The organism is Treponema sp. UBA6852, assembly GCA_002449305.1.
Classification (GTDB): Bacteria; Spirochaetota; Spirochaetia; order Treponematales; family Treponemataceae; genus Treponema_D.
Map to the genome: position 1 here is coordinate 26,058 of DKDI01000048.1, position 25,834 is coordinate 51,891.

The 25,834-nt window shown below is 35.6% G+C and carries 19 protein-coding genes and 1 pseudogene; 8 read left to right on the forward strand and 12 right to left on the reverse strand.

Annotated features, from left to right (window positions below; translation table 11 throughout):
* Positions 1 to 106: 106 nt before the first annotated feature.
* The gene (locus B3209_RS10955; protein WP_296663231.1) at positions 107 to 1,789 is read right to left on the reverse strand and encodes a 2-isopropylmalate synthase; all 1,683 of its coding nucleotides are present in this window, start codon (positions 1,787 to 1,789) and stop codon (positions 107 to 109) included.
* 234 nt (positions 1,790 to 2,023) lie between these two features.
* Positions 2,024 to 4,252, reverse strand: coding sequence for a DUF4954 family protein (locus B3209_RS10960; RefSeq protein WP_296663234.1), 2,229 nt, complete (start codon positions 4,250 to 4,252; stop codon positions 2,024 to 2,026).
* Between the two features lie 83 nt (positions 4,253 to 4,335).
* Here B3209_RS10960 and B3209_RS10965 point away from each other — a divergent pair, with 83 nt between their 5' ends.
* The gene (locus B3209_RS10965) at positions 4,336 to 7,101 is read left to right on the forward strand and encodes an insulinase family protein (RefSeq protein ID WP_296663237.1); all 2,766 of its coding nucleotides are present in this window, start codon (positions 4,336 to 4,338) and stop codon (positions 7,099 to 7,101) included.
* Here the strand turns inward: B3209_RS10965 and B3209_RS10970 are convergent.
* Entirely contained in the window at positions 7,077 to 7,700 is a 624-nt protein-coding gene (locus B3209_RS10970; RefSeq protein WP_296663240.1) for a 5-formyltetrahydrofolate cyclo-ligase, read from the reverse strand. The two genes, B3209_RS10965 and B3209_RS10970, sit on opposite strands and share 25 nt — an antisense overlap.
* A 77-nt stretch (positions 7,701 to 7,777) precedes the next feature.
* Here B3209_RS10970 and B3209_RS10975 point away from each other — a divergent pair, with 77 nt between their 5' ends.
* The 3 genes from B3209_RS10975 to B3209_RS10985 all read left to right on the forward strand — a co-directional run bounded on the left by B3209_RS10975 (position 7,778) and on the right by B3209_RS10985 (position 10,198).
* Positions 7,778 to 9,061, forward strand: a complete 1,284-nt coding sequence (locus B3209_RS10975) for a deoxyguanosinetriphosphate triphosphohydrolase family protein (RefSeq protein ID WP_296663243.1) — start codon at positions 7,778 to 7,780, stop codon at positions 9,059 to 9,061.
* Between the two features lie 14 nt (positions 9,062 to 9,075).
* A complete protein-coding gene (locus tag B3209_RS10980) occupies positions 9,076 to 9,516 on the forward strand; it encodes a YkgJ family cysteine cluster protein (protein ID WP_296663246.1) in 441 nt (146 codons plus the stop codon).
* Between the two features lie 181 nt (positions 9,517 to 9,697).
* A complete protein-coding gene (locus B3209_RS10985; RefSeq protein ID WP_296663248.1) occupies positions 9,698 to 10,198 on the forward strand; it encodes a carbohydrate binding domain-containing protein in 501 nt (166 codons plus the stop codon).
* Positions 10,199 to 10,264: 66 nt separating this feature from the next.
* Here the strand turns inward: B3209_RS10985 and B3209_RS10990 are convergent, their stop codons facing one another.
* The gene (locus tag B3209_RS10990) at positions 10,265 to 10,441 is read right to left on the reverse strand and encodes a hypothetical protein (protein ID WP_296690606.1); all 177 of its coding nucleotides are present in this window, start codon (positions 10,439 to 10,441) and stop codon (positions 10,265 to 10,267) included.
* Between the two features lie 47 nt (positions 10,442 to 10,488).
* Between B3209_RS10990 and B3209_RS10995 the strand changes: the two genes are divergently transcribed.
* The 3 genes from B3209_RS10995 (at position 10,489) to B3209_RS11005 (ending at position 12,376) form a co-directional block, all read left to right on the forward strand.
* The gene (locus B3209_RS10995; RefSeq protein ID WP_296663251.1) at positions 10,489 to 10,779 is read left to right on the forward strand and encodes a hypothetical protein; all 291 of its coding nucleotides are present in this window, start codon (positions 10,489 to 10,491) and stop codon (positions 10,777 to 10,779) included.
* Between the two features lie 83 nt (positions 10,780 to 10,862).
* Positions 10,863 to 11,039 (forward strand): hypothetical protein, encoded by a 177-nt coding sequence (locus B3209_RS11000; RefSeq protein WP_296663253.1) that lies wholly within the window; start codon positions 10,863 to 10,865, stop codon positions 11,037 to 11,039.
* A gap of 101 nt (positions 11,040 to 11,140) precedes the next feature.
* Positions 11,141 to 12,376, forward strand: a complete 1,236-nt coding sequence (locus B3209_RS11005) for a glycoside hydrolase family 53 protein (protein WP_296663256.1) — start codon at positions 11,141 to 11,143, stop codon at positions 12,374 to 12,376.
* Positions 12,377 to 12,666: 290 nt separating this feature from the next.
* Here B3209_RS11005 and B3209_RS11010 read toward each other — a convergent pair whose 3' ends face one another.
* From B3209_RS11010 to B3209_RS11035, 7 genes and pseudogenes are all read right to left on the reverse strand, one after another.
* Positions 12,667 to 14,739 carry a caspase family protein gene (locus B3209_RS11010; RefSeq protein WP_296690611.1) on the reverse strand — a complete coding sequence of 691 codons (2,073 nt, stop codon included), beginning with the start codon at positions 14,737 to 14,739 and terminating at the stop codon, positions 12,667 to 12,669.
* Between the two features lie 348 nt (positions 14,740 to 15,087).
* Positions 15,088 to 15,774: pseudogene (locus B3209_RS11760) on the reverse strand (WD40 repeat domain-containing protein); the annotation flags it as partial.
* 82 nt (positions 15,775 to 15,856) lie between these two features.
* Positions 15,857 to 17,851 carry a caspase family protein gene (locus tag B3209_RS11015; RefSeq protein ID WP_296690617.1) on the reverse strand — a complete coding sequence of 665 codons (1,995 nt, stop codon included), beginning with the start codon at positions 17,849 to 17,851 and terminating at the stop codon, positions 15,857 to 15,859.
* Positions 17,852 to 17,855: 4 nt separating this feature from the next.
* Positions 17,856 to 20,507, reverse strand: coding sequence for a damage-control phosphatase ARMT1 family protein (locus B3209_RS11020; protein WP_296690627.1), 2,652 nt, complete (start codon positions 20,505 to 20,507; stop codon positions 17,856 to 17,858).
* An 8-nt stretch (positions 20,508 to 20,515) separates the two neighbouring features.
* The gene (locus B3209_RS11025) at positions 20,516 to 21,550 is read right to left on the reverse strand and encodes a DUF4384 domain-containing protein (RefSeq protein ID WP_296664921.1); all 1,035 of its coding nucleotides are present in this window, start codon (positions 21,548 to 21,550) and stop codon (positions 20,516 to 20,518) included.
* Positions 21,551 to 21,562: 12 nt separating this feature from the next.
* On the reverse strand, positions 21,563 to 23,344 hold the full coding sequence (locus B3209_RS11030; protein WP_296664919.1) for a hypothetical protein: 1,782 nt from the start codon (positions 23,342 to 23,344) through the stop codon (positions 21,563 to 21,565).
* A gap of 47 nt (positions 23,345 to 23,391) precedes the next feature.
* Positions 23,392 to 24,486: a hypothetical protein gene (locus B3209_RS11035; protein ID WP_296664917.1), complete on the reverse strand. Its 1,095-nt coding sequence runs from the start codon at positions 24,484 to 24,486 to the stop codon at positions 23,392 to 23,394.
* Between the two features lie 116 nt (positions 24,487 to 24,602).
* Here B3209_RS11035 and B3209_RS11040 point away from each other — a divergent pair, with 116 nt between their 5' ends.
* Positions 24,603 to 24,920 carry a helix-turn-helix domain-containing protein gene (locus tag B3209_RS11040; RefSeq protein ID WP_296664915.1) on the forward strand — a complete coding sequence of 106 codons (318 nt, stop codon included), beginning with the start codon at positions 24,603 to 24,605 and terminating at the stop codon, positions 24,918 to 24,920.
* 150 nt (positions 24,921 to 25,070) lie between these two features.
* Here B3209_RS11040 and B3209_RS11045 read toward each other — a convergent pair whose 3' ends face one another.
* Entirely contained in the window at positions 25,071 to 25,832 is a 762-nt protein-coding gene (locus B3209_RS11045) for an ATP-binding protein (protein ID WP_296664913.1), read from the reverse strand.
* Positions 25,833 to 25,834 lie beyond the last annotated feature (2 nt).

Sequence of the window (25,834 nt, forward strand, 5' to 3'; positions counted from 1 at the left end):
TCAGTCCCAGAAAAAAAATTACAGCCGCCCCAAAATAAGAGCGACTGTATTATAACAGATTTTTCTATGCAATTCAATGAAGAAAAGTTTTTGAGTTCTCTAAAATCTATTTTATCTGATTCAAGGCGCTTACAACAGCATCAACACCGGCGCGTCCAACGTTAGTTGATTTTCCAGCTCCCCAGTACTGGTTGCCATCTTCGCACGTAATCTGGACATAGGCGACTGCAGAAGTATCATTTCCTGTTCCAATGCTATGCTCATGGAATGCCGTTATGCTGAATTTAGGAGCCGGAATTTCAGAAAGCGCGCCCGCAAATGCATCAAGAGGTCCGTTTCCAGTTTTTCCGATTGAATAGCGTTTTCCTTTCCATTCAACAACAGCGCGGCAAGAAGTAGATTCTGAATTTTCTTTGCCTTCAAGATGAGTTTCAGCCAAATCAACAATCGAAAGATTTCCTTTCGCTTCAAGCCAATGTTTAACAAAAAGATTGTAGATTTCAGATTTGTCAAGTTCACGCTGGGATTCATCGGCAGCTTTCTTTATCAGCTCGCCAAGAGCAGGGTGCATTGCCTTTGGAAGACAAATTCCGTACTCCTGCTCAAGAATGTAAGCCGCACCTCCTTTTCCAGACTGGCTGTTGATTCTGATAATTCCCTCATACTGCCTTCCAATATCGTGCGGATCAATGAGAATGTAAGGAACATCCCAAATTGCGTTTTTAGGCATTTTTGTACGTGCTGCCATACCTTTTCTGATTGCGTCCTGATGGCTTCCGCTGAACGCAGTAAACACAAGCTCGCCAACATAAGGACTGCGCGGATTTATTTCCATTTCTGTAAACTTTGTATAAAGCTCGCCGACACTCTGAATGTCATGAAAGTCAAGCTGAGGATCTATTCCTTGGCTGTACATATTCAATGCAACATTCACGATGTCAAGGTTTCCAGTCCGCTCTCCGTTTCCAAAAAGGCAGCCTTCAACTCTGTCTGCTCCGGCAAGCAAAGCAAGCTCACATGAAGCAACACCAGTTCCCCGGTCGTTGTGGCAATGCGTGCTTATAATTATATTTTCTCGGTCTGAAATATGCTCTGAAAAATATTCAATCGCATCCGCATAAACGTTTGGTGTGTAACATTCAACAGTTGTCGGAAGATTCATAATTATCTTGTTATCCGCAGAACAGCCCCACTCATTTTTTACAGCCTCGCAAACTTCAACTGCATAGTCAATTTCAGTATGCGAAAAACTTTCTGGAGAATATTCAAGACGGATTCTTTTTCTGTCCTCATCGGAAAGGCAGGACTTTATGCACTTTACGCCGTCAACCGCAATCTGCTTGATTTCTTCCTTGGATTTATTGAAAGTATATTTTCTCTGCGCCGGTGAAGTTGAATTATAAATATGAAAAATCGCCTGTTTGCAACCTTTAAGAGATTCCATAGTTTTCTTTACAAGAGCCTCTCGCGCCTGGCACAAAACCTGAATCGTAACATCATCAGGGATGTGGTTTTCTTCAATAAGACGGCGAATAAATTCATATTCAGTGTCGCTTGAAGCAGGAAATCCAACTTCAATTTCCTTGAATCCAAGCTTTACAAGCAAGTCAAAAAATGCAAGCTTTGTATCAATTCCCATTGGATTTACAAGAGCCTGATTTCCATCTCTTAAATCAACAGAACACCAGACAGGAGCCTTGGTTATTTTGCTTGAAGGCCATTTTCTGTTCGGAAGGTCAATGTCGCCAACGCGCGCATACTTTCCGTTTGGATTCATACTTGCATTCATAAATACCCCTTGTTTTATAAAAAAACGTTTTAATATAAAAAAAGACCTGCCGCCAAACGACAGGTCTGTAATTTACAATATAAGCAACTTACTAGCAACCGTCAGCTCGGCAAACAAAAGAGAAATCTAGTGCTAGTAGAAGAAGTGCTTTTTTCATATAAATAGACTTTACAGCAAAGCGCATAACGATGTCAAGAGAATGAAAAAATTTACAAATATTGACTAAAACAAAACTCAATGCATAAGCACAAAAAGCTTATTCAGCGAGTTTATAAAATCCTCAGTTGATGCCTTAAGTTTCTTAAGAAACTCATCATCACACAAAGTTCCAAGCACAGCATTTTTTTCCTCTTCATTTCTAAATGTTATAGAACGGAAATAATCTGTAAAATCTTTTTCACGTATAGAAATTGAAGACTCAAGCATATTCATTGCAACAAAAGCAACATCCTGCAAAATATCTTCAAAGTCATCCGAATTAAATTCTGTGATTTTCTTGGAATAAAGAAATTCTATTATGTAAACTGAATAGCGTGCCTTATAGTCTGTATAGTTTTTTTGGCACTCATCGTAGTAAGCGTGAACTTGCTGCCAATTGTTTATGCAGCGTGATTTTATTTTTGCAAAAAGCTCTTCAACCTTTTCTTCCGGAATCAACTGGCCGCCAACGTTGAACCATTTCGTGTAAAGCGGAATTTCTTCAATCGTTTCAAAATCAACCATGCAAAGACTTTCGCGGTTGTTTTTTAAAACGTATTCCATCAAGCATTCAGCCGCAAAATATTTTAAAACACGGCGGTATTCCTTGTAGCCTTGCGCAGGCTTGTAAATAATCGCTCCAAATTTTTTCTGGCAGCGGTCATCAGTAAGAAGAAATTTGGAGTCTGGATTCTGGTGAAGATAATCTTTGGCAATCTGAAGAAGAGATGCCGAATCTTTTGCAGACTTTGCCAACTCCCGGAATTTTTCAAGAAGCTCAGGATTGGAATTTTCCTTTGTCATCTTCCGGCAGTCATCAGACGGAAGCTTTAAATATCTTGAAGTAAGCTCAACAAGCCTGTTAACAGAAAAAATAATTTCCTGCACAGTATCCGGGGCAAGCGGATTCGTTTCAATATGCTGAACTTTTATAAATCTTTTGTCACGCGCCTGAAACTTATATTTATTGCGGACAATTGCAAACATATTATACAAAAACCAGTAAGCAGGAATAATGTGAACAGTACAGTCTTCGTAGCTTGGAGCAACCAAAGAAAATGGATAAGTTATATTCAGTTCATTTACATAGCTTCCTTTTGAAGCAAGAACAAATGAAGCGAATTTTGAATCAAACTTAAAATCCGAGCAAAGTCCAGGCCAGAATCCGCGGCCAGCAATCATTTCGCAGTCAGGGCTTCTTGAATTGTGGTTAGAGCCAATTGTCGCAGCCGAAGCTATATTGCTCTGCCCCATTACAGTTGAAGCAATCAAGAACGAAGAATTGTGATGCTGCTCATGGAAAGGAAAAATCAAGTTATTTAAAAGCTCGCAGCATGAAACAGTGGAATTGTCTCCAAGCACAGAATTTAAAAGACGCGCGCCATATTTCAGGTGGCAGTTTCTTCCAATGACAAAACGGACTGCTATAGCCTGATAAAAAACATGGCTTCCAAAGCCCATTATTCCATTGACCATCTCCACGCCTTCTCCAATCTGGCTAGGCTCGTCCTCCGAAGAAAGAATGGTAATATTTTTAAGTTTAAGAGCGCCTTTTATGTAAGCGCATGAACAGACTTTTACATCTTTTAAAAGCGTTGAATTTTTAATGACAACATCATCTTCTACAATTCCATAAGTTCCAAGCTCTTTTGATTTTTCAAATTCAGTGAGCTCAACAAAACGCTGCATAAGTTCTTTGTCTTCACGGAATCTTGACCATAAAAAAGCGTCAGCCGGAATCATATCAGAAAAAGGAAGAACTGCACGTCGGTTATTTTCGTTGCCAACACCAATCCATATCCTATTTAACTCAGGTTCACCTTCCTTTAAAAGCCCTTCTCCAAACTTTGAATGCTCCGTGCAGGACATTTCCATTATATTGAAGAGAATTACACGTGATCCGATTTTGTAATTTTCAAGATACCTTACATTTTGAACAGCGCAGTTATCACCAATGCAAACATTCTTTAAATTTGAACTGTAAATTCCTGTCCGCAACTTTAAATCATGGAACGAAATTTCAGAATCGAAAAGTTCTCCAATAATAACAGTTCCAGAAAAATCGCTTTGCCGAATTTGAGATGGATTAAATTTTCCATATTCAGAACTTACAAAAAAATTTTTCCATTCAGGATCGGATGAAGAGTTTCCATTTTTTTCCAGAATTGCAATTTCTTCAGATGTAGGATTTCGCTTTCCTTTTATAAAATCAGGATTTATTTTTTTTAAATTATCTATTTTAGAAGCCGGAGTTATTTTTAGCATAAATTCTATTATATACGACAAGTTAAGAAAAGCCAAGAAATATTTCAATTGGAAAAAGCAAGCATGAATGTTATAATAAAACCATGATAAAAAAGTATTTTTTATGCGCCGCATTTTTTTTCTGCATTGAGTTTGTTTTTTCCCAAGCCGAATCAGCAAAGGGAAACAAGCCGGTACTCAGTATTTCAACACTTCAAAACGGACTCACAGTTTTTATAATCCCTGACGAAACAAGCGCGCTTTTAAATGTTGAGCTTGTTGTAAAAGCAGGCTTTTCAAGTCAAACTTCATCCACTGCAGGATTTTTTCCATTGTACACAAGGCTTTTTTCAAAATCCGGAAAAGCAAAAGAAATATTAAAAGCGTTTTCAATGCAGTCAGAATGCAACGCGGATTCTTCTATATTTAAAGCAAAAGTTCCGCCTGAAAATTTAAAGCTTTATTTAGAGCAAATTGCACAATGCGCCTATTTACCAAATTTCAGCGACAAAGACATTGAATATGAGCTAGCGCAAATGAAAAAAGAAAGCCTTGCATATTCAAAAAGCACAACAGGATTTATAAACAGCGCAATTGACTCGCGTATTTTTTACGAAGAGCCATGGAAACACGACTCTGGAATTTACCCGGCAATTTTTTCAGGCTACAATGCAAAACAAGCAAGAGCAATTTTATATAATTTTATCTTGAAAGAATTTTACACACCATACAACAGCGCGCTTTTTATCACAGGAAATACAACAGAAAAAAAAGTGCTAGAAATTTCTCAAGAAGCATTTAAAGACTGGAATTCAAAAAGCACAGATTCAGCCTTTAAAAAACTCAAAACTGAAGATTCGCAGCAAAGCAAAAGTAAAAAATTTGTTCTTGCAGCAAATGAGTTTTCACCAGAACTTACGCAGATTGTTGTTCAATACACTTCACTTTCTCAAAGCCAGGCAGATATTTTATCATGCGCTTTCAACAATGAAAAATCAAAATACAAAACAACAGTTCCACAAATTCCAGAACTAAACATAAGAAGCGCAGATTTTATAACAGCAGCCTCTGCAATAAAAAATGGAAACACAAGATTTATTTTGCAAGCATTAATCGAAGAGCCTCCGAAAGAAAAAAACATTGCAGACCAAGCGCAGAGTTTTTTAGCTGGAACAGCAGAATGCGCAAGTCTTACCGAAGATGAAATAGAACTTGCTCAAGATGAAATAATAAAAAAATACCAAGAGCTTGCAGGAAATTCCAGCAATTTAATTTCCAAACTTGCAGAATTCTGGGCAATGAATAAATTTGAATCACCTGAAACTTTTTATCAGAACTTTAAAAAATCCGTTTTTCAAGTAAAAAATGAAACATCGGAGAATATTTTTAAAACAATTTCAAAAGAAGAGCCTTATATTTTTTTGCTCGTAAACAACACTGTTTATAAAAAAAACAAAAAATCATTTGACGAAAACGGATACGAACTTGTAACACAAGAAAACGCTTCCTGGTATACAAATGAGCTTCTTGCAAAAAAAGCAAAGCAAGAAATGCAAACAGCACTTGAAAAATCCAAAGCAGACAAAAACCCAACGATAGAAATAAGGCCAGCAGATTTCTTTTATTTTAACAATATAGAAACCATAAAACACCAAGAATTAAAAAACGGAATTCCTGTTTCAGTTAAAGAAAATCCAAACTCAAAAACTGTCGCGGTTTGCATTTCAATTTCAGGTGGAAAATCGGCATCTCCAGAATCAGAAAAAAATTTAAGAGCTGTTTTAATTTCTGCACTTGCAAAAAACTCTAAAATAGAAAAAATAGCAAGTCAAACAAACGAAGAGACTTCTTACATTTCATTTGAAGTATTTAAAGAAGAACTAGAAAATGCACTCAAAAAAATTTCAAACGCACTGATTTATGAAACAGTTTCTCCAGTTCAAGCTGATTTGCTTTTTAGAGAAGAAGAATATGAACAGCGTATGAAAAATGCAGATTTGGGCTTTCAAATGAAATCAAATGCACTCTCATATCTTTACCGCTCAACTCCATTCAGCAAACTTTTTAAAATAGATGAAAAAGAACGCAGCTCATCGTCGTACCAAGCATTGCTTTTAGAATACACAAAGCTTTTGGACGCTTCATTGTATTCGATAGTAATTTGCGGCGATATTGAATTTGATAACGCCATAAAATATTGCCAAGGCACATTTGAAATTCTAAAAGAACAGTCCGAGCGAAAAACACAAGAAATTCCAAAGCCTTCATTCAAAAACAAAGAAAGAAAGGTTCAACTCAAGCACATTTACACAACAAATCTTCCTGCGAAACTTGCGCCCAAAGAATCTCCAAGACTTGTTCCAACAAAAAACTTTTTTGACCCAGCTCAGATTTATTTTAACTCGCCAGACAACACAGATGAAGATGTAGAAATTTTCAACTCGCTGCTTTCAACGCTGTGCACAGAAATTCAGTCTGTTCTTGGAAACGAAATTTTATGCAAGACAGAAGAAGCTTCAATAAAAATTCCAGTCGGAATAATTCAAGCAGACAAACTAAAAAGGACAGGAATATTTTTTGACGCTTACAAAATTGCAAGAAAAAAGCTCATCAAAGAACTTTCTGAAGAAGAACTCAAGAAATGGGCTTGCGAAAAAATAAAAATTCAGTGGAAGCAAAAAAATCTTTCCGCAACACAAACCAACAGCGGAACAGCAAAAGCCATGGCCATGTTTCAGAAAAAAGAACAGTACTTGACAAATTATCTTTACATTGAAAATTCTACGCCGCAAGACTTTTTAGATGCAATGGAAAAATATTTTCCAGAAGAGCCATTGATGAAAGTTTATTCCGCGGACTCAAAGAAATAGCATTTTCTATCTGAAAAAACTGAATCCATAAAAGTATCATTTTCATCAACAGGGATATTTTCCTTAATCTGAAAATCGAAGCAAAATCCAGCTAGAAAAAGCTCACAATTATTCTGGGCGCACTTCTTTTTTAAACTAGAAAGGTAAATATCGTAAAACCCCATTCCATGCCCAAGCCTCTGTCCATTTTTTCCAAAAGCCACGCCCGGAACAACAACGCATATTTTCTTTTGCGCAAAGTTTTCAACATTGAACAAGTTTTGTTTTTTTTCAATCGGCTCGCTAATTCCAAATGCTCCAGTTTCAAGCTGTTTAAGAATTTTTATTGAATTGTCAAGAATGTAGAAATTCATCTTTTGAGTTTTAGGAACAACTTTTGGAACTGCAACGATTTTATTTTTCATCATAAGCGCGCAGTTCATTTCTTGTGGAGAAATTTCATTTTTTAAATCTATATAAGAAAGTATAATATCAAAATTATTTTTCAAGACAAATTTAAAAAGCAAGTCGCATGCTTTTTTTGACGCGGCAAACTTTTCATCTGCGCTTACTGTAGCCAATTCAGTTTTCAAAAACTTTCTAAGTTCATTTTTTGTCATGCCAAAATATTAAACTATTTAAACATAAAAAGTCCAGTTTTCTTGTAAAAATCCAAAATAAAATATAAACTTTTTTTATGAAAGATTCTTTTGCTTCTGTAAAAACCGATGAAAAAAATCAAAAGTGGCAGCAATGCATAAAACGAGAAAACACACTTTACAACCGCGGAAACGACATAAGATCAGAATTTGAGCGCGACTACACAAGGCTTCTTCACTGCGAAGCATATCGCCGCTTAAAGCACAAGACACAAGTTTTTTACGCTCCACAAAATGACCATATCTGCACAAGAATTGAACACGTAAATCACGTTGCCAGTGTAAGCGCAACAATTGCAAAATACTTGGGACTGAACCAAGAACTGACGGAAGCAATTGCAATTGGACACGACATAGGGCACGCTCCGTTTGGCCACACGGGAGAAGATATTTTAAATTCTCTCATAAAAAATCAGAAGGAAGGAAAAAACGCTCCAAAGAAATTTTGGCATGAACGCAATAGCCTTTTTTTTGCAGACTTTATAGAAACACTTCAAGATCCCGACGGAATTTCAAAAAACCTTGACTTGACTTATGCAGTGCGCGACGGACTTATTTGCCACTGCGGAGAAATTGACCAACAAGGACTCAAGCCGCGAGAAGAAGCAATTGACTTGTATTCAATAAAGCGGCCGGGAATTGTGCAGCCATTCACTTGGGAAGGATGCATTGTAAAAACAAGCGACAAAATAGCATTTCTTGGCAGAGACATAGAAGACGCACGGTCATACCATATTTTGGACATGGCAGCATACAGGCAGCTACGCGAAATTGTAGGCGCAACGCTCGGTCTTGGTCCAAACAAAAAATATTCCCTGCATACAACAAATGGAGCATTCAGATCAGGCAGAGCCGTAAACACAACAGTTTTAATAAACGACATGATTGTAGACTTGTGCGCGCAAAGTTCCCCAGAAAACGGAATTTGCTTCAGCGAGCCGTATTTTAAATTTATACATGAACTTAAAAGATTCAGCCTTGCAAACATTTACAGCAACTGGCGGCTTTTGGAATTTCAGCGTTATGCGGAAAACGTGCTTTCGTGCATTTACAGAACGCTTATAAAAATTCAAGTTTACGCCCAGAACAGACGAGTTGAAAATGTCCTGCGCTATTCCCCGGAACTTCAAAAAACTTTTTCGGACTGGCTTGTAAAATACACAAACTACAATCCGCAAAAAAAAGAAATCATGCGGTACAAGACAAAAGAAGTGTTCGATGTAAACGACAACGAAAGCTGGGAAAAGTGCATTGTCGAATACATAAGCGGAATGACCGACCAGTACGCAATAAAAGTTTTTGAAGAAATAATTTCATTTTAGAGCATAAAAATAAAATGGCATACACAGAAAATTTAAAATTCAAATGCGCGCAATGCAAAAACTGCTGCTGTCTTGAAGGCGGAGTTGTTTTTTTAAGCAGAAAAGATCTTGAAAAACTTTGCAAATGGGCTGAACTCACAGAAGAACAATTCACAAAAGTCTACTGCCGCAAGTTAGAAAATGCAGACGGAAAAACATACTTGTGCCTAAAAGACAAAAACAAAACTGAATGTATTTTCTGGAACAAGGAAAAAGGCTGCGAAGCATACAACGCGCGTCCGGTTCAATGCAGAACCTACCCTTTTTGGACAAAAATCCTAGAGACCAAATCCTCTTGGAAAGCTGAAAAAGTTTTCTGTCCTGGAATAAATAAAGGCAATGAGATTCCGCAAGAAGAAGCATACATCCAGTTAAAATTATATGAAGAAAACAAAAAACATCTGATTACAACTTAACCTACCAGCCAACACTAAAAAAATTGCAAAAAAAATTGAAAATTTTTCTTGACAGCACAAAAAAGTGGATTTACACTTTTTATATCAACACGTGTAAACAAACCGTGCACAATTACTCAATCAAACTGTTCCTAGTGCACTCACTTCACAACTTCAACTTCATTTTTTTATAGGAGGAAAAATGAAAAAAACACTTACTGCCATTCTGACGCTCTTTTTCGCAGCAGAACTTTCCTTTGCTCAGAATTTTTTAAACGACAGTTCCTTTGAAAGCGGAAATTTAAGCACCTGGAACTTAACAGGAGACAGCGCAGACTGCTATGCTGAAAAAAACAAAGGAAATGCGCATTCAGGCGAATGGAGCTACCACTACTGGAAAAAAACAGCATTCACGGCTTCACTCGAGAAAAAAGTTACAGGACTTTCCAACGGAACTTACAAGCTTTCTGTGTGGTCGATGGGCGGCGGCGGCGAAAACACAATAAAACTTTTTGCCCGAGGATTTGACAATTCCCAAAAAGAAATTTCAGCGCAGATAAAAAACACTGGCTGGAAAAAGTGGAAGCAATATTCAATTGAAATTCCAGTCCAAAACGGAGAAGTCGAAATTGGAATTTTTGTTGACGCGAATAAAGAAAACTGGGGAAATTTTGACGACATAGAGCTTGTAAAGCTCAACTAATTTTTTTTAACAAGGAAACAGACTATGAAATCTATAAAGAAAAACATTTTAACTGCGGTATTTTTTTCAGCCCTTACAATTCTTCTGGGGGGGGGCACTCATTTCCTGCAGCAACGGAAGCTCAAGCAGCGATGATGATGACGAAAGCTCATATGGAACAAAAATATACAGCGAAAGCGTAATATTCAATGCGGAAACACCAGCGCAAATAGTTTCAGCTGAAAAACTTGCAGACCTAAGCATAAAATCACTTACAATAAAAGTAATAAACGTAAACTATTCAGGAAGCGATGACTGGTGGTTCACGGCCTGCTCTGACGTTTCCTGGAGCAATGAAGCAAAACTTGAATGGCAGTCAGGCGAAGGAACAAACTCACTTTACCTTGCGACAATCACAGACGCAGCAGCAATCGCCGCATACAAAGCAAATGGAATCTACATCGCAGGAACAAACAGCGCAACAGCCAGCGTTTCAGTATTCTATATTGAAGGAGAAGCAGAGGAATCTGGTGATTCTGGAAGTGAAAACAGTATTACATTTGACGGAGAACCAAAAGAACTTGTTACAAAAAGTAATTTAGAAAATAAAACAATTTCATCCATTACTATAAAGTTATCAGAATTAACATATTCTGGTTCTGAATCAAGTTGGTGGATTAGTATTATGACTGATACATCTTGGAGTAATGAAGTAAAAATTTCAGACAAAGGCACATGGGATAACAATAATGTAACTTACACAACAACAGACTCAACAGAAATTAACTTATATAAAAAGAATGGTATATTTATTGCAGCTCTTGAAGGTCTAACAGGCACAGTAACAGTTTTCTACGAGTAAAGCAGATTTTTCATTCCCATGTCATTCCCCGGCTTGACCGGGGAATCCATTGAAGCAACTTCAGTTTGAATCTATAATCACAAACACTTTAGAGGTAAAAAATGAAGTTCAAAAGTATTTTTTCAGTTTTTATAGCACTGGTTTTATTTTTATCACTAGCCTGTTCAGCTCCTTCCGAAAGCGCAGATGAAACTCTCTGTCTTAGCTCAGACTTCATGCGCGGATTCGATGCGTCCATGGTTTCACAACTAGAAGAATACGGAAGCAGTTTCTACAATGAAAACGGAACAAAAGAAGACATATTTAAAATTCTAAAAGCGCACGGAGTAAACTGGATTCGCCTTAGAATCTGGAATGCGCCTCAAAACACAACTCCGGGACAAAATAACTACGAGCGCACACTCGCAATGGCAAAGCGCATAAAGCAACACGGCTTGAACTTCCTGCTTGACTTTCATTATTCAGACAATTGGGCAGATCCTGCAAAACAAAGTCTTCCCGCTGAATGGGACAACGTTTCAAGCATAGAAGAACTTTGCAGCAAAGTCAGCGAGTATACAAAGAAAATTCTTACAGACTTAAAAAGCGAAGACTGCGCGCCAGATTTGGTTCAGATTGGAAACGAAATAAATTCTGGAATGTTTCTTACAAAATCAGACGGAACAACAACTTCCAGCATTGACTGCTACTCTTGGACAGAGCACACACAAGGAAACAAAAATCTCCTAAAAGTTTTGCAGTCCGCATCCAGCGCAGTTTCAGAAATTGATTCAAGCATAAAAAAAATGATTCATCTTGCAAGCAGCAAAGGAGACAACTTTGACTGGTGGTTCAAAAACCTGCAAAACCTAAAAGGCATAGACTACGACTACATAGGCTTAAGCTACTACCCTTTTGAAGAGCACGGAACATTAAAGCAGCTGCGCGAAAACATAGCATACTTAAAAAAGACTTACAAAAAGCAAGTTCTAGTTGCAGAAACTTCATGGGCATGGTCAATGGAAGCCTATGGAGACAGCACAAACAACATAGTATGGTACGAACCTGCCGGAATACAAGCTGCAAAGAATCTTGTGGACTCCAAAAGCACACAGCTCAAGAATTTAAAGACACAGACTTACAGCGGAAAAAAATGTGTTCAAGCTTCTGCGCAAAACCAAGCAACAGTTGTAAAAGCAATAATGGAAGCCACTTCCAATGCAGGAGGCTGCGGAGTCTTCTACTGGGGCGGCGACTGGATTCCAAATTCAAAAATCCAAGACACTTGGGAAAACCAGACTCTCTTCGATCTTAAAGGAAAAGCCCTAGAAAGCCTGAATGTGTTTTTAATAGAATGACATTGCCATTGCCGGAGGAACATCCGGATTTTTTTTACTGAATTTACAGAAAGGACTTCACACTCTCTTTTTTTTATTGTTAGGCTCAATTTCGAGTTTTAAATTTTAGTGTCATTACGGGCTTGACCCTGCGATGTTTCTGAAAGAAACTCGATTGATAATCCGTTGGAAAAATTGCTAACCGAGTTTGCTATGCAAACATCGCGGTGTCAAGCACGGCAATGACAGCCTTGTTAGCATAGGAACAACTGTTTAGTATCTGTTTTTATTAAAACTCAACATGCGACCTGTTAGTCTGACAACTTTTCTGCAATAGGGAAATCCTGCCGGCGCAGCTCTTTCTGCGGAACCTGCTCGTAGCCCCATTTTTCATAGCTTAACTCAGGGACTTGATTTTCCACATAGCTTGAAAGTTCTGTCAAAGTTACAAAACCGTCGCTGTCAGAATCCGCTTTTCCTGCAAGTCCGTCCAAGAGAACATAAGTAAAAACACCATGTCCGTTGTAGCCTTCCATTGCAGACTGACTATCCGAAGCCGCCGCCAAAATTGCGTGTCCAGTTGCCCTTGAAAGACGCTCGAATATTCCCTTGTCTCCCATTCCACGTTTATTTGAATCTGCAAAGAACGCGCCAGAATTGCAAGTGTCCAGCATCATCAGAGTTTTGCCAGCTTTTATAAGCGAAAGATTTTTCGTCAAATCGCTCTTTGAAATTGCCTTGAGCGGAATGTCGCTTTTATTCGTGTAGCGGAAATTAACAGGAATAAAATAATAGTCGCCGTCATCATAAGCCGTTCCGTGTCCTGAAACAAAGAAAACAAAAACATCATCGGCAGTTACAATTGAAGAAAGCTCCTTGAACTTTTGCTCCAGACCTTCTTTTGTAACCTCGGCATCTTTTAGCGAATAAACGCAAACATTCTGATAAAGCCCGCTTTGCTGTTTTTTAAACGATTCTTCAATTGAAGTAGCATCCGGCACGCAATAATTAAGCCACAAATCTTTATCGCGGTATTTGTTCACGGCAACCGTAAGAACATACAAATTCGGCTTGGAAGTTTTTCCCTGCCAACTTACATCTGCGCTAGCACGACGGCTTTCTATCATTCCTGCAGAATTCATCGCAAAAGCTTCAATTTTATTCTGCCCATTTTGCAATGTAACTGTATGCCTGAATATTTTATGCTCGCCTTTGCTTGACACAACGCCTTCAGAAAGCCGGATTGTTTTTCCGTTCAAGACAATGCTGACATTCCCGATTCCACCGCCTGTATTCTGCACGCAAATATCAAAAGTAACATCGCGGCTATCAGACAGTTCCGGCAGATTTTCTATTGCAACAGCAGGAGCATTTCCGCTACGCACAATCGAAGCAAGATTCACTTCCTTTGCATATTCTGAAATATCCTCGCCACGCATTTTAGCCGCAACCAAGTCCGGGCGGTAAAGCTTGTCATAAACCTGATCAATGCCAATTACATCCATGCCATCAACAATATGAACAAGATTCTTCATAGCCCATTCCGTGCCAGTAAAGAAACCTTCGGGCGTGTATGTGATGTAGTCATAATCAGTCCTTACAAGATGATAATTAGCACCCCAGTTTTCAACAAAAAATGTATCAAGTAAATTATTTTTATCTATTTCATAATTCCATATTCCAGTTTTATTACATAGAATAGTTGTATATTCTAGCTTACCCGTATAATAATTCCAAAATTCTATAGAAGTATCTTTTTCTACAGCAATATATGGATTCTCTCTTAAAAAAATACAGTCATCAAATATATCAACATTATCTATAAAACAAACTTGTTTATCTGTTGAAACTTCTTTTACAGAAATTTGACCAAACTCATGAATAAAAAAATATTTTCCATCAGGGCTATAATTTTTTTCATATGCACTATTACTACTTATAGATTTACATAAATTTTGAGTTTCTCCTGAATAGTTAGATAAAATTTTTCCTGTGGCAGAATCAACTAAAAAAAAACGAAACTCACCTTTATCATAGTATCTTATAACAAACTTCTCTCCATTCGAAACAAATCCTAAAATTGATGCATCATCAGCATAAAACATAGCCCATTCTATTTTTTCTTTTTCTATATTTATGGAAAAAAAACGATTATGATCACGAAAAAACACTCTCTTTCCATCAGGTGAAATCCAATTCTGACCACCTTGCCAATCATCTACATCAAAATGTAAAGTTTTTTTTATTTTTCCTTGTTTTATATCAAAAATAGAAATGTCCGATCTACCATTAGAAGAAAACACAAAATCAGAATCACAAGACAATATATTACTTATAAGGCTACTAAGATAAGTGCCTTTTGTAACAACTATTTCAGATATCAAGTTCCCACTAAGATTAAAAATAGAGATTGTATCTATACTTGCTTTTGAATTATAAATCAAACAAATAATTTTTTTTCCATCTGGACTTAAAACAGATTTATAAAATCTTAAACTTTTTTTCCACTCATTGATTGTCTTTTTAGTTTTTAATTCAACAAGTTTTAATAAAGTTCCTTCATTATCATAATTAAAAGTTATAATATGTTTTCCATCTATACTAAAAATACCATAATCAAATTGTTCTTTATTTTCTAATTTTATTTCATCATCTATTTTTATATCATATATTTTACTTTTGCCGAATCTAAAGTTTATTAATAAACGACTATTCAATACATTATAATATATACTTTCCACAGGTTCTTCATAAATAATTTTTTTCATTTGTTTATTTTTTTCTATATTTAAAATTACAACAGTTCCATTTTCAGCACCGATAACTAAACATTTTCCATCAGGAGTATATATTATAGAGTTTATTTCTGTCTCATATTCATCATTTGTGTTAAATATACAAACTTTGCATTCATTTTGAATATTCCAAATTTCTATGAAACCATTATAATTTCCTACTGCTACAAAATTTCCCTCAGGACTATAAGCAATAGACTTCACCATAGAGCTGATATAAAATCTCTTTATTTCTTTACTTTTTTTTATATCCCATATTCTAATAGTAGAATCCTTACTTCCACTTGCTATAAATTTACCATCAGAACTGTACGTAATAGAACTTATCTCATCTGTATGACCTTTTAAAATCCTCACTTCTTTTTTATCTAAAATACTCCAAATTCTAACAGTTCTATCCTTACTTCCACTTGCTACAAATTTTTCATCAGGGCTGTATACGATATTACTAGTAATATCATAATTGTGCTTAGAATCAAAGAGCACAACAGGCTCTTTGCATTCTTTAATTGTCTTATTATCAATCTTTTCCGCAGCAATTCCTCTCGTTGTATTTTGGGCAGAACAAATATTTGCTATCGACACAAAGAAAAACAATGTCAGCAATACTTTAGAAATCTTCATCTTTATACTCCAATTTAACTTCTGAACTTAGTTCTGCATAAAACAGCCAAGGCAAACTTTCTTTCTCAAGAAAAAACTAAAGCTACAAACGTAAAAAATTGTATTGGACACCAACATTCACAGCATTTGATTTTATGCAATAATCTCCATAGAGTAGGAATTTATTGTTTATTCTTAATTCCAAATTCAATGGAAAATATATCGAAGTATGTTGCACAGATATGTCTCCACCCACACCAGCAGAAAACGCAATACGCTTATTATTAAATAAATAAATTTCACCACATGGTGAAAACTCAAAAACACTTTCTGCATTATCATTTATATAATAATTAAATCCACCTTTTACCTTTAAAAAATTAAAATATTCCAAATAAACTCCTGCATTAAATCCTACATTATCATTGTCAAGACTAGTTCTATAACCGCCAAATACTCCAACTCCAATAGAAAGAGTTGCCCAAGAATAAGAGTCCACATTAAAGAAAGAATCGTTTTTATAATCCTTTAGCTTAACAGAATATGACTTTCCGCTTATATACGAATTGCTCCAGTTTCTTGTTTTTCCAGATACAACTTCTATATTATGCTTTCCCTCAAACAAAGGAGAGTCAACCTCAAAACTTCTATTTTTAGTTACATAGCCACAGTAAATGCCGTCAATATAAAGCCTTCCATCAATAAGGCTCTCAACAGTAAGTTTTGTAGTCTTGAAGTTTATTTCAAATGAACTTTTATTAGCAGTAGAAATTTTCTCTTCTTTAGGCTTTTGTTTTCCAATAGTAAAAGAAAACTTATATTCACCATTAGGCAAAAGAACAACCTTATCTTTTTTTATTTCTCCAAAGTCTTTTCCATTTATAGTCAATTTTCCAAGACTGCTTACCTGAACAGTAGCTTTTGCTGCCTGAATCTGCACAGAAGTTTTCTCACCAGTTTTTACCTCTGCATTTTTTGTAAAGATAAATCCATCAGCAGATTTTATTTCAACCTTATAGATTCCAGAACCAAGTTTTGAAAGTTCCAGTTCCTTTTCTGCCTCTACGTATCCATATCGTTTTCCGTTCAAATAAACTTCGCCAGAAACATTGCTTAAAAGATTAATTCCTCCTGACTTTACAAAAACATCCAAAGTCTTGTTAGCCTCTACCAAAATATTCTCAAAGAATTTTTTTTCACCAGCACGGATTTCAAGATAATATTTTCCAGACTGCAACTCTTCTATTTTTTGAGGACCGTTTTCCCTTATATGACATTTAAAATCACTGTCAAGATATAAATCACCCTCGATGTCGCTAGTAACAATTATGCTGCCTGTCTGCTTAACTAAAGAACTTGAACGTCCTGCAAGATAAACATCACTTACAAGCTGGCGGTATTCTCCTGGAAGCTGCTGACCTGCCGTGGTTCTAAGAACATCATTTCTAACTTCCTTTAAGACTTCTTCAATGGACTTGCCTTTCTCCGTAATCCTTTTTGTGAGCGCGGGAGTGTAAACACCGTCAAGGGCTGTTTCTCCAGCTTCGGCGGAATAAACGATAATCGAATTCTTGGGTTTGCGGCTTACGGCTGCAAGTCCTCGGGTGTCTCCGCCACGATGTTTGCCGTTCGGAAACGGATCATTTCGGCACGAGTCCAAAACAACCACATTGGATTCCCCAACCATAAAGTCCATGACTCTATTAAGGTCAACACTGCTATCGGGAATCTGCTCTTCATCATTAATCATTTCATTAACAGGAATAAGGTAATTTGCTCCCTGAATCTGAACCGCATGACCACCATAATGAAAAAAGGAAATTCCACCTTCTTTTTCTACTTTATTTTTAAATTCACGTAAGCTAGCAAACATTTCATTTCTGTTTGCATTTTTTACAAATGTTACAGAAAAACCGATACTTTCAAGCGCAGCTTTCAAATCCTCACCTTCCGGCACAGGCTGGCTCAAAGATTTTATCTCGCTGTAATCACCGTTGGCAATGAGCAAAGCGTTTTTGGCTTCTTGAGAGAAACAAGTACCAACTGCTATTCCAAATATGCATAATTTTAATAAAGTTTTCATAATCTTTCTCTTCATCTTTCTACTCCAATTTGAATTCTGCGCTTGGCTCTATATAAAACCGTTCGTTTTTAAAATCTTTTTCTTTACCGTTTAAATCTTCTTTAGAATATATTTCTTTGCAGATTTTAAACTCATCATCTTTTTTAAAATTTCCTTTGCTAGATACACCGTGCATTTTTATCTCGGCAATTGCCGCTTTCAAGAATTTCTTGTATTGCTTTGAATATTTTTCTTCATTGCAGTAACGAGAAATTTTAAACAGTTCCTTAAAAAGATTTTCTTCTTCACTCAAATCCATTTCGTTTCTTTCTTTTTCAAAATATTTTAAAAACGAAACCACTAAATATCTTGCAAAGCTCCCTGCATAAAAAGAAACAGAATTTGCAACAGTTTGAATTTCAGAATCAACTTTTGAACAAAGAGAATTTGTGTGCATAAAAAATTCAACATCAACAATGTCTTTTAAAGCTCGCAATGCAGGACGAACAATGTCAGTTTCTTTGTACTTATCAGCTTCTGTTTTTAAATATTCTTCAAAAACAAGTTCGTCTGGCTTGAAAAACAAAGTCATGTTTTCTTTCAATATTGTGCATCGTATAAACTTCAAAAAATCGCAGGTTTCTTTTGAAGTTTTCATTTGAGAATAATCAATGTATCGTTTTACAGAATGAAAGCACCAGCCTGTAGACCAGATGTATAATTCTTTTCCAGATAAAAAAAATGCAGTCATCCTAGCCCAGTCCGCGGCGTGTCGTTTAGAACTGCTTATAAGCTCATCAATTTCATTTTTGCAGCTTGCCTTTATTTCATATTTAAGTCGTTCATCAAGCTGTATTTTTACTTCCTCGCTTACTTTTTCCTTTAAAAGAAATTTCGGAACTAGAATAGTTCCTGCAAAAAACAGAGCGTAACCTGCAAGCAGAAAAGTAAAATCAACAGAAGATTTTCCATCAAATGCAAAAGAAGAAAAATATACCTGATTTTTTGTATCATTAATCTTATTAGCTATAAAATTTATAGCAGAAAAAATTGGAGATGCTGTACAAAAAATAAAACTAACTAACAGCAAAGCAGAAATTAATGAGATAACAATTATTACGCCTTTTGAATAAATTTTCTCTTCTACTGTTTTTTCTTTCTTTTTCTTTTTTTGCTCAGAAACATTTTTTTTGTCTTTTGACGCGTTTTCATCTGACTTACCATTGTTTTTTTTCTTGCAAAAAGACAGTATTTTCTCCTTCAGTTTTTTTTTAGGATTGAAATGAATTACAGCCCACTTTCCGTTTGCCTTAAAGCTGTTCTCAATAGAAGAATTTACACTTTCCGTGCTTTTTGCAAGGTGATACATAGATGAAGACACACCGACTAGAACATCAGACTTTATGACACGTGGAGCCAGAATCGGAACATCTCCGAAAACATTTTCTGTTAGCTTTATAAAAGACTCGTCATAATTCCAGTTTTTATCTTCAACAAGCCTTCTATAATTCAAATCTCCCTTTACAATTATAAGACTGCTTTTACTTAACTCTTTATATAAATCGCTATCTGCCTCTTTTAGTTCATTAAATGTTCTTGGAGAAGTCCAAAAATCATTTGTTTCAACTTTTATTTTTCCTGAATTCAGATAATCACGACATTCTTCTATATCTTTATCTTTTGTTAAAATAGACTGAAGCAAGAATCCAAAGTCATTTTCTGTAGCATCAGAAACAAAAAACGGATATTTTTTTACATGAAATACAACTTCGTTAGCAAGACCCAAATACAAAAAATAACAGGCTAAAAACAAATCTGAAAAAAGTTCTTTTCCGCAATTGTCGCATATTATATCAAAACGCTTATGTTTCTCTTTCTCATTACTAAGTATTTTTAAGAATTCATAAATATTTTCGCTATCATCACAAAGAACTGTAATATCATTCGCCTTAAAATCAAACCTATCTTTTGAATTAAGCTGACTTAAATCGCTTGTATTTGCAGAAAGACAATACAGAAGGCTTTTTTTGAAATATTTTTTTCCATCATCAGTATCAAATTCTTTTTCTCTGTCTTTTCTAGAAAACAAATTTTTTAACTGCTGTATAAAATCTTCATTTCCATTTATTATGCTGAATTTTTTTCCAGATGCAAAAAAATCATTCTTGTTACTAAAATATTCTTTCTGTGCAAGCAAAGCATGATAAAAAAGAACTTCCGCCTCAAAAAACGGAGCATTATAAATACAGTCTTTCAAAGTAAGTTCATTTACCTTTTTAAGCGCATCACATTTTTCATTATCACCTATTCCACATATAGCTTGTTCATCTAGTTTCTGTCTGAAAGACTTTAAGAATGCCACTACTATATTCGAAAAAACTTTATATTCTTCTTTGGTTTTTATTTTTCTAAAATGATTTATTACAATTATATTGCAGTTTTTTCCTTTTTCATTAGAATCATTATTTTCTTTTCTCTGATTTATATTTTCAGTTTCACAAGATATTTGTGAACCTAAAACTTCATCATCAAAGAATATTTCCAACATGGGAGTTTCTATAAATTTTTCATAATTTCCAGAGCAGTAGTCTTCAAATATTTTCTTAAACCTTTTTTCTACTGTGAATTCCGCAAACGAGCCTTTTTCTGCCGCTGAAAAATATTTTTCTTTTTCCTTACTTTTATTCTTCATTTTTCCTCTTACTCCATCACAGTATATGTAATCTTGAAAACACTGCTTTCGTAGTTTTCGGCGGAACTTTGTTTTACAGCCATGATTCCGCGTGCAATTTTCTGAATGTCGTTTCTTGCGTATTTTCCAGTCGAAGTCTGCTCAGGAAGACCTTTCTCCGAAGTTGAAGCGTAAATCAGAATCTGCTCCGCTCCGTAAACGCCGTCAACAACCTTAAAAACCGTGTCTTTCAAATCAGGAAAAGTGCGGACTTCACCTGCTCGAATAAAATTATATGCGACAGGAAGCCAGTTCTTGTCCCCGTTAGCGTCAATGCACAGAATCGCAATATAAGAATCTTTTTCCACAGAAATCATGAACTTTACAATGTCATTCGGATAAAGCATATTCACAAGATTGTCCCCGCTGTCGAGCATCGCCGCAGTTATGAGGTAATCAGGCTTTGGGATATTTCGTTTTTCAGATGAGCTGTTTTTTACAGAAGAAATATCTTTTTCAACTACAGAAGCAATTTTTGCATCTTCAAAATCCTTAAGAATTTGATTTGCCTGCATGGAATTCTTTGGGAATAAAGTCAAATTTAAGGATTTTATCTTTGACATTGAAATGATAATTTTTTCAGAAGCAACAAGTTCGCCTGCAGAATCCTTCAAATCCAAAAACAGCTCAAGATTTTCTGCATTTGGAAAATAAGTACCCGAAATAATATATTTTTTTTGTTCTGAAGACTTTTTCATCTGTCCAAAAGAAACTCCACGAGTTGCAACAATCTGTCCTTCAGAAGAAAGCGAAGATGTATCTATAATTTTTATACGCATTGTTCTTGCAGCCGCTCGTTTTATTTCATTTTTAATCCATGGAACAACAGAGCCACAGGTTTCAGAATCAGAATAATAGATAAAGCCGATTGCTGTTTCAGCTCGCTGAATTTGTTTTTCAAAAAGCACATTGTCAAACCGACGTATTCCGTCAGAAATAGAATTCTGTGCAAAAGTTGAAACTGCCAAAATCATAAAAAAAACAAGACTAAAATATTTTTTCATAAAATCCTCCAATTATTTTTTTAGAACACTTCCGTTTAATGTCATTCTTTTTAAAGCAGATGGAGATTTAATAACTCCATTCTCATCCGTATAACAGAAAATTCCTGCAAAGCCATATTCAGAAAGTAAAGAAAAATTCGTTAACAACATATTTTGTTTTTTTTCATATTCAGTAAACCAAAGCTGTTCAGCAGAATTAGAATCCATACCAACAAAAAATGATTTTCCACCATGTCCGTAAGAATCAGATGCATTTTGAACACCAGAAACAGCAATAAAGTCTTCACTTTCAGAAAGACAAAGAGATGTTATAAACGATGATGGATTTTCATTACGGTAAAAATAATTCCAACTTTCATTAGGCAGAAGTTTTATTATAACAGCAGATGTGTTTTCACTTTCAAAAGTTTCCGCTCCTGCAAAAACCTCCCCGCTATTATTTAGAACCACGCATGATACAGACTTTATACTTTGTACAAAATCTTCTTTTGAAATAAGTTTTCCGTCATAAGAAAATTTATATAATACAGAAGAAAGAACTTCTCCATTTTCATTTTGTCTGTTGCAGAGCAAAATGATTTTCTCACATTCAGTGTCATACAGACATAATGCATGATTCACAAGATTTGATTCTGCTAAAGGAAGTTCCAATGGCACTAAGGAAAAAATCGGATGGTCATTTTCAAAAGAAATTTTTAGAACAGTAAGACTACCAGCAGAGCCGAATCCAGTTGCAAGAATATTTGATCCGAATGAGCTTATAGAAAAAAGTCCTAAAAGTTCGGGAATCTTAAACGACTCAATATGACCATTTTTAGAATCTGCAACAAGCACAAGACCAGACTCCGATTTTTCGTTCATGCTCTGTCCCACGCAGATTATCTTGTTTTCAAGTAAAACTCCGTCATAAATTTTGTTATCAGCATTTTTTTCAGAAAAACTAGACTCCCATTTTTTCGTTCCAGTATTTTCAAAGCATCCAAAACATGCACTTAAAAACTTATTTTTGTTTTTATCCTCTTCTATTTTATTTCCAATGCAAAATATAGAATTTTCATTTTTTGAGCCAAATGTTTTTAAAAGTGCCGTATCAGAATAATCTTTATTCCACAGAGGCTCATTTATTTTCACAATCGGGCGAGCATCTTCAAAAACAACTTTCTCTCCATCAAAAGTATAAGTGTAAACAAAACCTGTCTTATTTTTTTTACTTAAAGGTATTTTCCAACTGCTAGACATTTTATTTCCTTCTTGAACAAACAATTTTGTGTTATCAGAAGGAACTTTTAAAGCTGCAACATCTCTAGAAGAAATATAATATTCGGGATTTGAATTTCTGCTATTTACCTGACCGTTCAAAAAACACGGAAACAAGGATATTCCGTTTGAGATTTGAACAGAAATTTTGGAATTGTTTTTCAAAATCAAATAATTGTCAAAACTTTGATTTTCAATAGGTTTTTCTATTAGTAATTCAACTTGATTATCTGTTATAGCTATTTTATTACGCAAATAGAAAAAAATATCTTTTGTAAAAGGAATTTTATATAAAACTTCCCATCCATCATAAAGAGCAGAATCATGAAGTGGGAATTTATGAGCCACGCTAGACTTTGCAGAAACTTTAGTTTCATCAATTTCAATATCAAAGTCAGAATTATTCTTTATTAAAGTTTCAAAGCAATTATCGATGTATACATTTTTCTGAGCTACAGAATTATTCGCTGTTGCACAAGCAGTTAGTAAAACAAGAGAAAAAATGTATATAGTACAAGCAAAAGTAATTCTTTTCATATAGAAAAAGTTTTCCTTTCTAAACAAGAAAGGAAAACTCTACAATTTTATTCCATAAAGAGCTGGATGCGAGCATCCTCAACAAGGCTCTTCTTACCTACTTCGCGGATGTCATACTGATAATTGCCATCAAGTTCTGTAACAATCACATCGTATTTATACCCTGGAAGGAATGTAAAAGGAGATATTTTCTTCTTTGTAAAATTATCAAATTCAAAAGTGAGAGATGTATAAAGTTTTCCAGCCTCACCATTCTGAGATGAAATCTCATATACATCAGTCCTGCCAGAAGCTGTAAATCTTCTACCCTTTTGATTTTTTAAAGGAGTTCCGGCATTTCTAAATTCAATTCCAGAATTTGTATCATTCTGAACACTTACAAATGCAACATCATATCCAACATTTGAAGCAGACGGACCTTCAAATCTAATTGGAGTTATATCACCACCAATAGGCTCTGGATACGCTCGCTTTCTATCTGCTTTTCCAGGATTATTCATTGAAGTTTTTTCATTTGTTTTGGGATTTACATAAATAAAAGTCGGATAAAAATCATAAGAAAGACTATCATCTCTTGCGCTCAAATAGATTCTTTTATTTGTTGTTAACGGAGCTAATGTTGCAATAACTTCACCTTGGGAAGGATTACCCAACCTAAGTTCAAGAACAAAATTTTCTGATTCATTGCTTACATAAATGCATTCCTTCTGGCTAGCATCAACACCTCTGTAAATCGACAAAGAAATCTTGTCCCCAGAGTCATTCAAATCATATACAACAAGACCTGTATAAATAACATCTTCTTCTGTAATTCTAGCCTTTTCTTTATATAAATTAGCAGTAGCAACACGAACCAATAAAGAACCACTAGAAGGAATTCCAGGAATCTTTGAAATATCAAATGACCTTGATGTGTTAGCATGAATTCCACCGATTAGATTTCCTTTCTCAACCTTACCAACAAAAACCACAACATCTTCAGCCGTATTATTCGAAACAAACAAAGAGCCTTTTTCAGAATTAAAATTAATGTCCTTGTTTTTTAACTCAATTGGTTTGTTTTCTTTAGAATTAGTACTCGCACATCCGACAACCATCAATCCAAGCACAGCGGCAAGCGCCAGGCATCCAATTTTTTTCATTTCTTCCTCCAACAACCATGGATTTTTCCCAATATAGAATTATATCAAAAATAATATACTACTATATCAAATTAATCAATTAAAATTATATATAAATATATCTATCTTGATATAAAATGGATTTAGAAAAGACAGTAATCGACAACATAAAAAGAATTCGCAAGGAAAAGCACATCACGCAGGAACAGCTGGCAGAAGCATGCAACACGGCGACAAGCTATATCGGGCTTATGGAAACCTACAAGAATGTGCCCAAACTTTCCACAATCGAAAAAATCGCCGCAGCCCTGAACGTTGAGCCTGAAGTACTTTTCAAGAAATCAGAAGTCGAAAAAAAAGATGAACAGAAAATCCGCATAATCACAGACACAGTCATAGAAAGCATGAGAAAAGAGCTTTACAAGGCAATCAGGGAAAACTGGCACGCGGAATAAAGACAAATCTCAGGTAGACTTATCGGCATATTATCTTCATTACCAATGGAGTTGTTAGCGTCCGGCGAATTTAACCATTACGAGTCGGGAGAAAATCGCCAATTTTAGTCAGACGAAAATGACCAAAAATCCCATCTCACAATTCAAATTTTATTCGATTTCCTGAATGCTGTCAGTAACAGTTTGCACTTTTTTCGTGGTCAGGTTGAATGCTTCCCGCTTTTGACCACGATGGCTTGAACCAGAAAAATTGAAAATCATCACATCATCAAAGATTCTGTCCATTGCACATTTCAAAGTATCTTCTTCTGCAAAGCACTGCTTCCAGAATTTCGGCTGCTTGTTGCTTGTGAAAATAATGTTGAAATTTCCTTCCTTGTTGTAACGGCGGTCAATCATGTCGAAAAACAACCTTGTGTTTTCGGTGTCAAAATTGCAGTAACCGACCTCATCAATTACGAGGCAGGACGGTTTTACCAGAGAACTAATGACTCTGTTTTCACGGCCATATTTCCTGGCTTCTGTGAACATGTCGTTCAGTTCCGTCATCTTGATAAAACAAGTCTTCAGCATTCTCTTGCAGCATTCATACCCAAACGCCATTGCAAGATGAGCCTTCCCGGTTCCTGCAGGCCCGATGAATGCAAGATTCCTGTGTGCATAAAGCGGTGCCAGGGTCGTTATCGACTTGAGCTTTTCGAGTCCTTTTCCCGAGAGTTCCGAAAAATCAAAGTTCTCGAAAGTCTTGGAATTCTTCATCGGAAGACGGGAACATTTCAGAAGAAAGTTTACGGAACCCTCTTGTTTCCTTTCTGCAAATTCTGCAAACACATCTGCTACGGCCTGCATCTGTAAGCCAGAGAATTCTCTTTCAATCATGTAATCGGCAATTTCCTGCTCTGTAATCTTCATTT

Excerpts from the sequence above, each read along its gene's own strand:
- B3209_RS10960 (WP_296663234.1), bottom strand. The coding sequence starts at position 4,252 with ATGCTAAAAATAACTCCGGCTTCTAAAATAGATAATTTAAAAAAAATA.
- B3209_RS11045 (WP_296664913.1), bottom strand. The coding sequence starts at position 25,832 with ATGAAGATTACAGAGCAGGAAATTGCCGATTACATGATTGAAAGAGAA.
- B3209_RS10990 (WP_296690606.1), bottom strand. The coding sequence starts at position 10,441 with ATGCTTAGGTCTGCAAGTTTTTCAGCTGAAACTATTTGCGCTGGTGTT.
- B3209_RS10980 (WP_296663246.1), top strand. The coding sequence starts at position 9,076 with ATGGCATACACAGAAAATTTAAAATTCAAATGCGCGCAATGCAAAAAC.
- B3209_RS11000 (WP_296663253.1), top strand. The coding sequence starts at position 10,863 with ATGACTGATACATCTTGGAGTAATGAAGTAAAAATTTCAGACAAAGGC.
- B3209_RS10965 (WP_296663237.1), top strand. The coding sequence starts at position 4,336 with ATGATAAAAAAGTATTTTTTATGCGCCGCATTTTTTTTCTGCATTGAG.
- B3209_RS10970 (WP_296663240.1), bottom strand. The coding sequence starts at position 7,700 with ATGACAAAAAATGAACTTAGAAAGTTTTTGAAAACTGAATTGGCTACA.
- B3209_RS11030 (WP_296664919.1), bottom strand. The coding sequence starts at position 23,344 with ATGAAAAGAATTACTTTTGCTTGTACTATATACATTTTTTCTCTTGTT.
- B3209_RS11020 (WP_296690627.1), bottom strand. The coding sequence starts at position 20,507 with ATGAAGAATAAAAGTAAGGAAAAAGAAAAATATTTTTCAGCGGCAGAA.
- B3209_RS11025 (WP_296664921.1), bottom strand. The coding sequence starts at position 21,550 with ATGAAAAAATATTTTAGTCTTGTTTTTTTTATGATTTTGGCAGTTTCA.
- B3209_RS11015 (WP_296690617.1), bottom strand. The coding sequence starts at position 17,851 with ATGAAGAGAAAGATTATGAAAACTTTATTAAAATTATGCATATTTGGA.
- B3209_RS10995 (WP_296663251.1), top strand. The coding sequence starts at position 10,489 with ATGACTGGTGGTTCACGGCCTGCTCTGACGTTTCCTGGAGCAATGAAG.
- B3209_RS10985 (WP_296663248.1), top strand. The coding sequence starts at position 9,698 with ATGAAAAAAACACTTACTGCCATTCTGACGCTCTTTTTCGCAGCAGAA.
- B3209_RS11035 (WP_296664917.1), bottom strand. The coding sequence starts at position 24,486 with ATGAAAAAAATTGGATGCCTGGCGCTTGCCGCTGTGCTTGGATTGATG.
- B3209_RS11040 (WP_296664915.1), top strand. The coding sequence starts at position 24,603 with ATGGATTTAGAAAAGACAGTAATCGACAACATAAAAAGAATTCGCAAG.
- B3209_RS10955 (WP_296663231.1), bottom strand. The coding sequence starts at position 1,789 with ATGAATGCAAGTATGAATCCAAACGGAAAGTATGCGCGCGTTGGCGAC.
- B3209_RS11005 (WP_296663256.1), top strand. The coding sequence starts at position 11,141 with ATGAAGTTCAAAAGTATTTTTTCAGTTTTTATAGCACTGGTTTTATTT.
- B3209_RS10975 (WP_296663243.1), top strand. The coding sequence starts at position 7,778 with ATGAAAGATTCTTTTGCTTCTGTAAAAACCGATGAAAAAAATCAAAAG.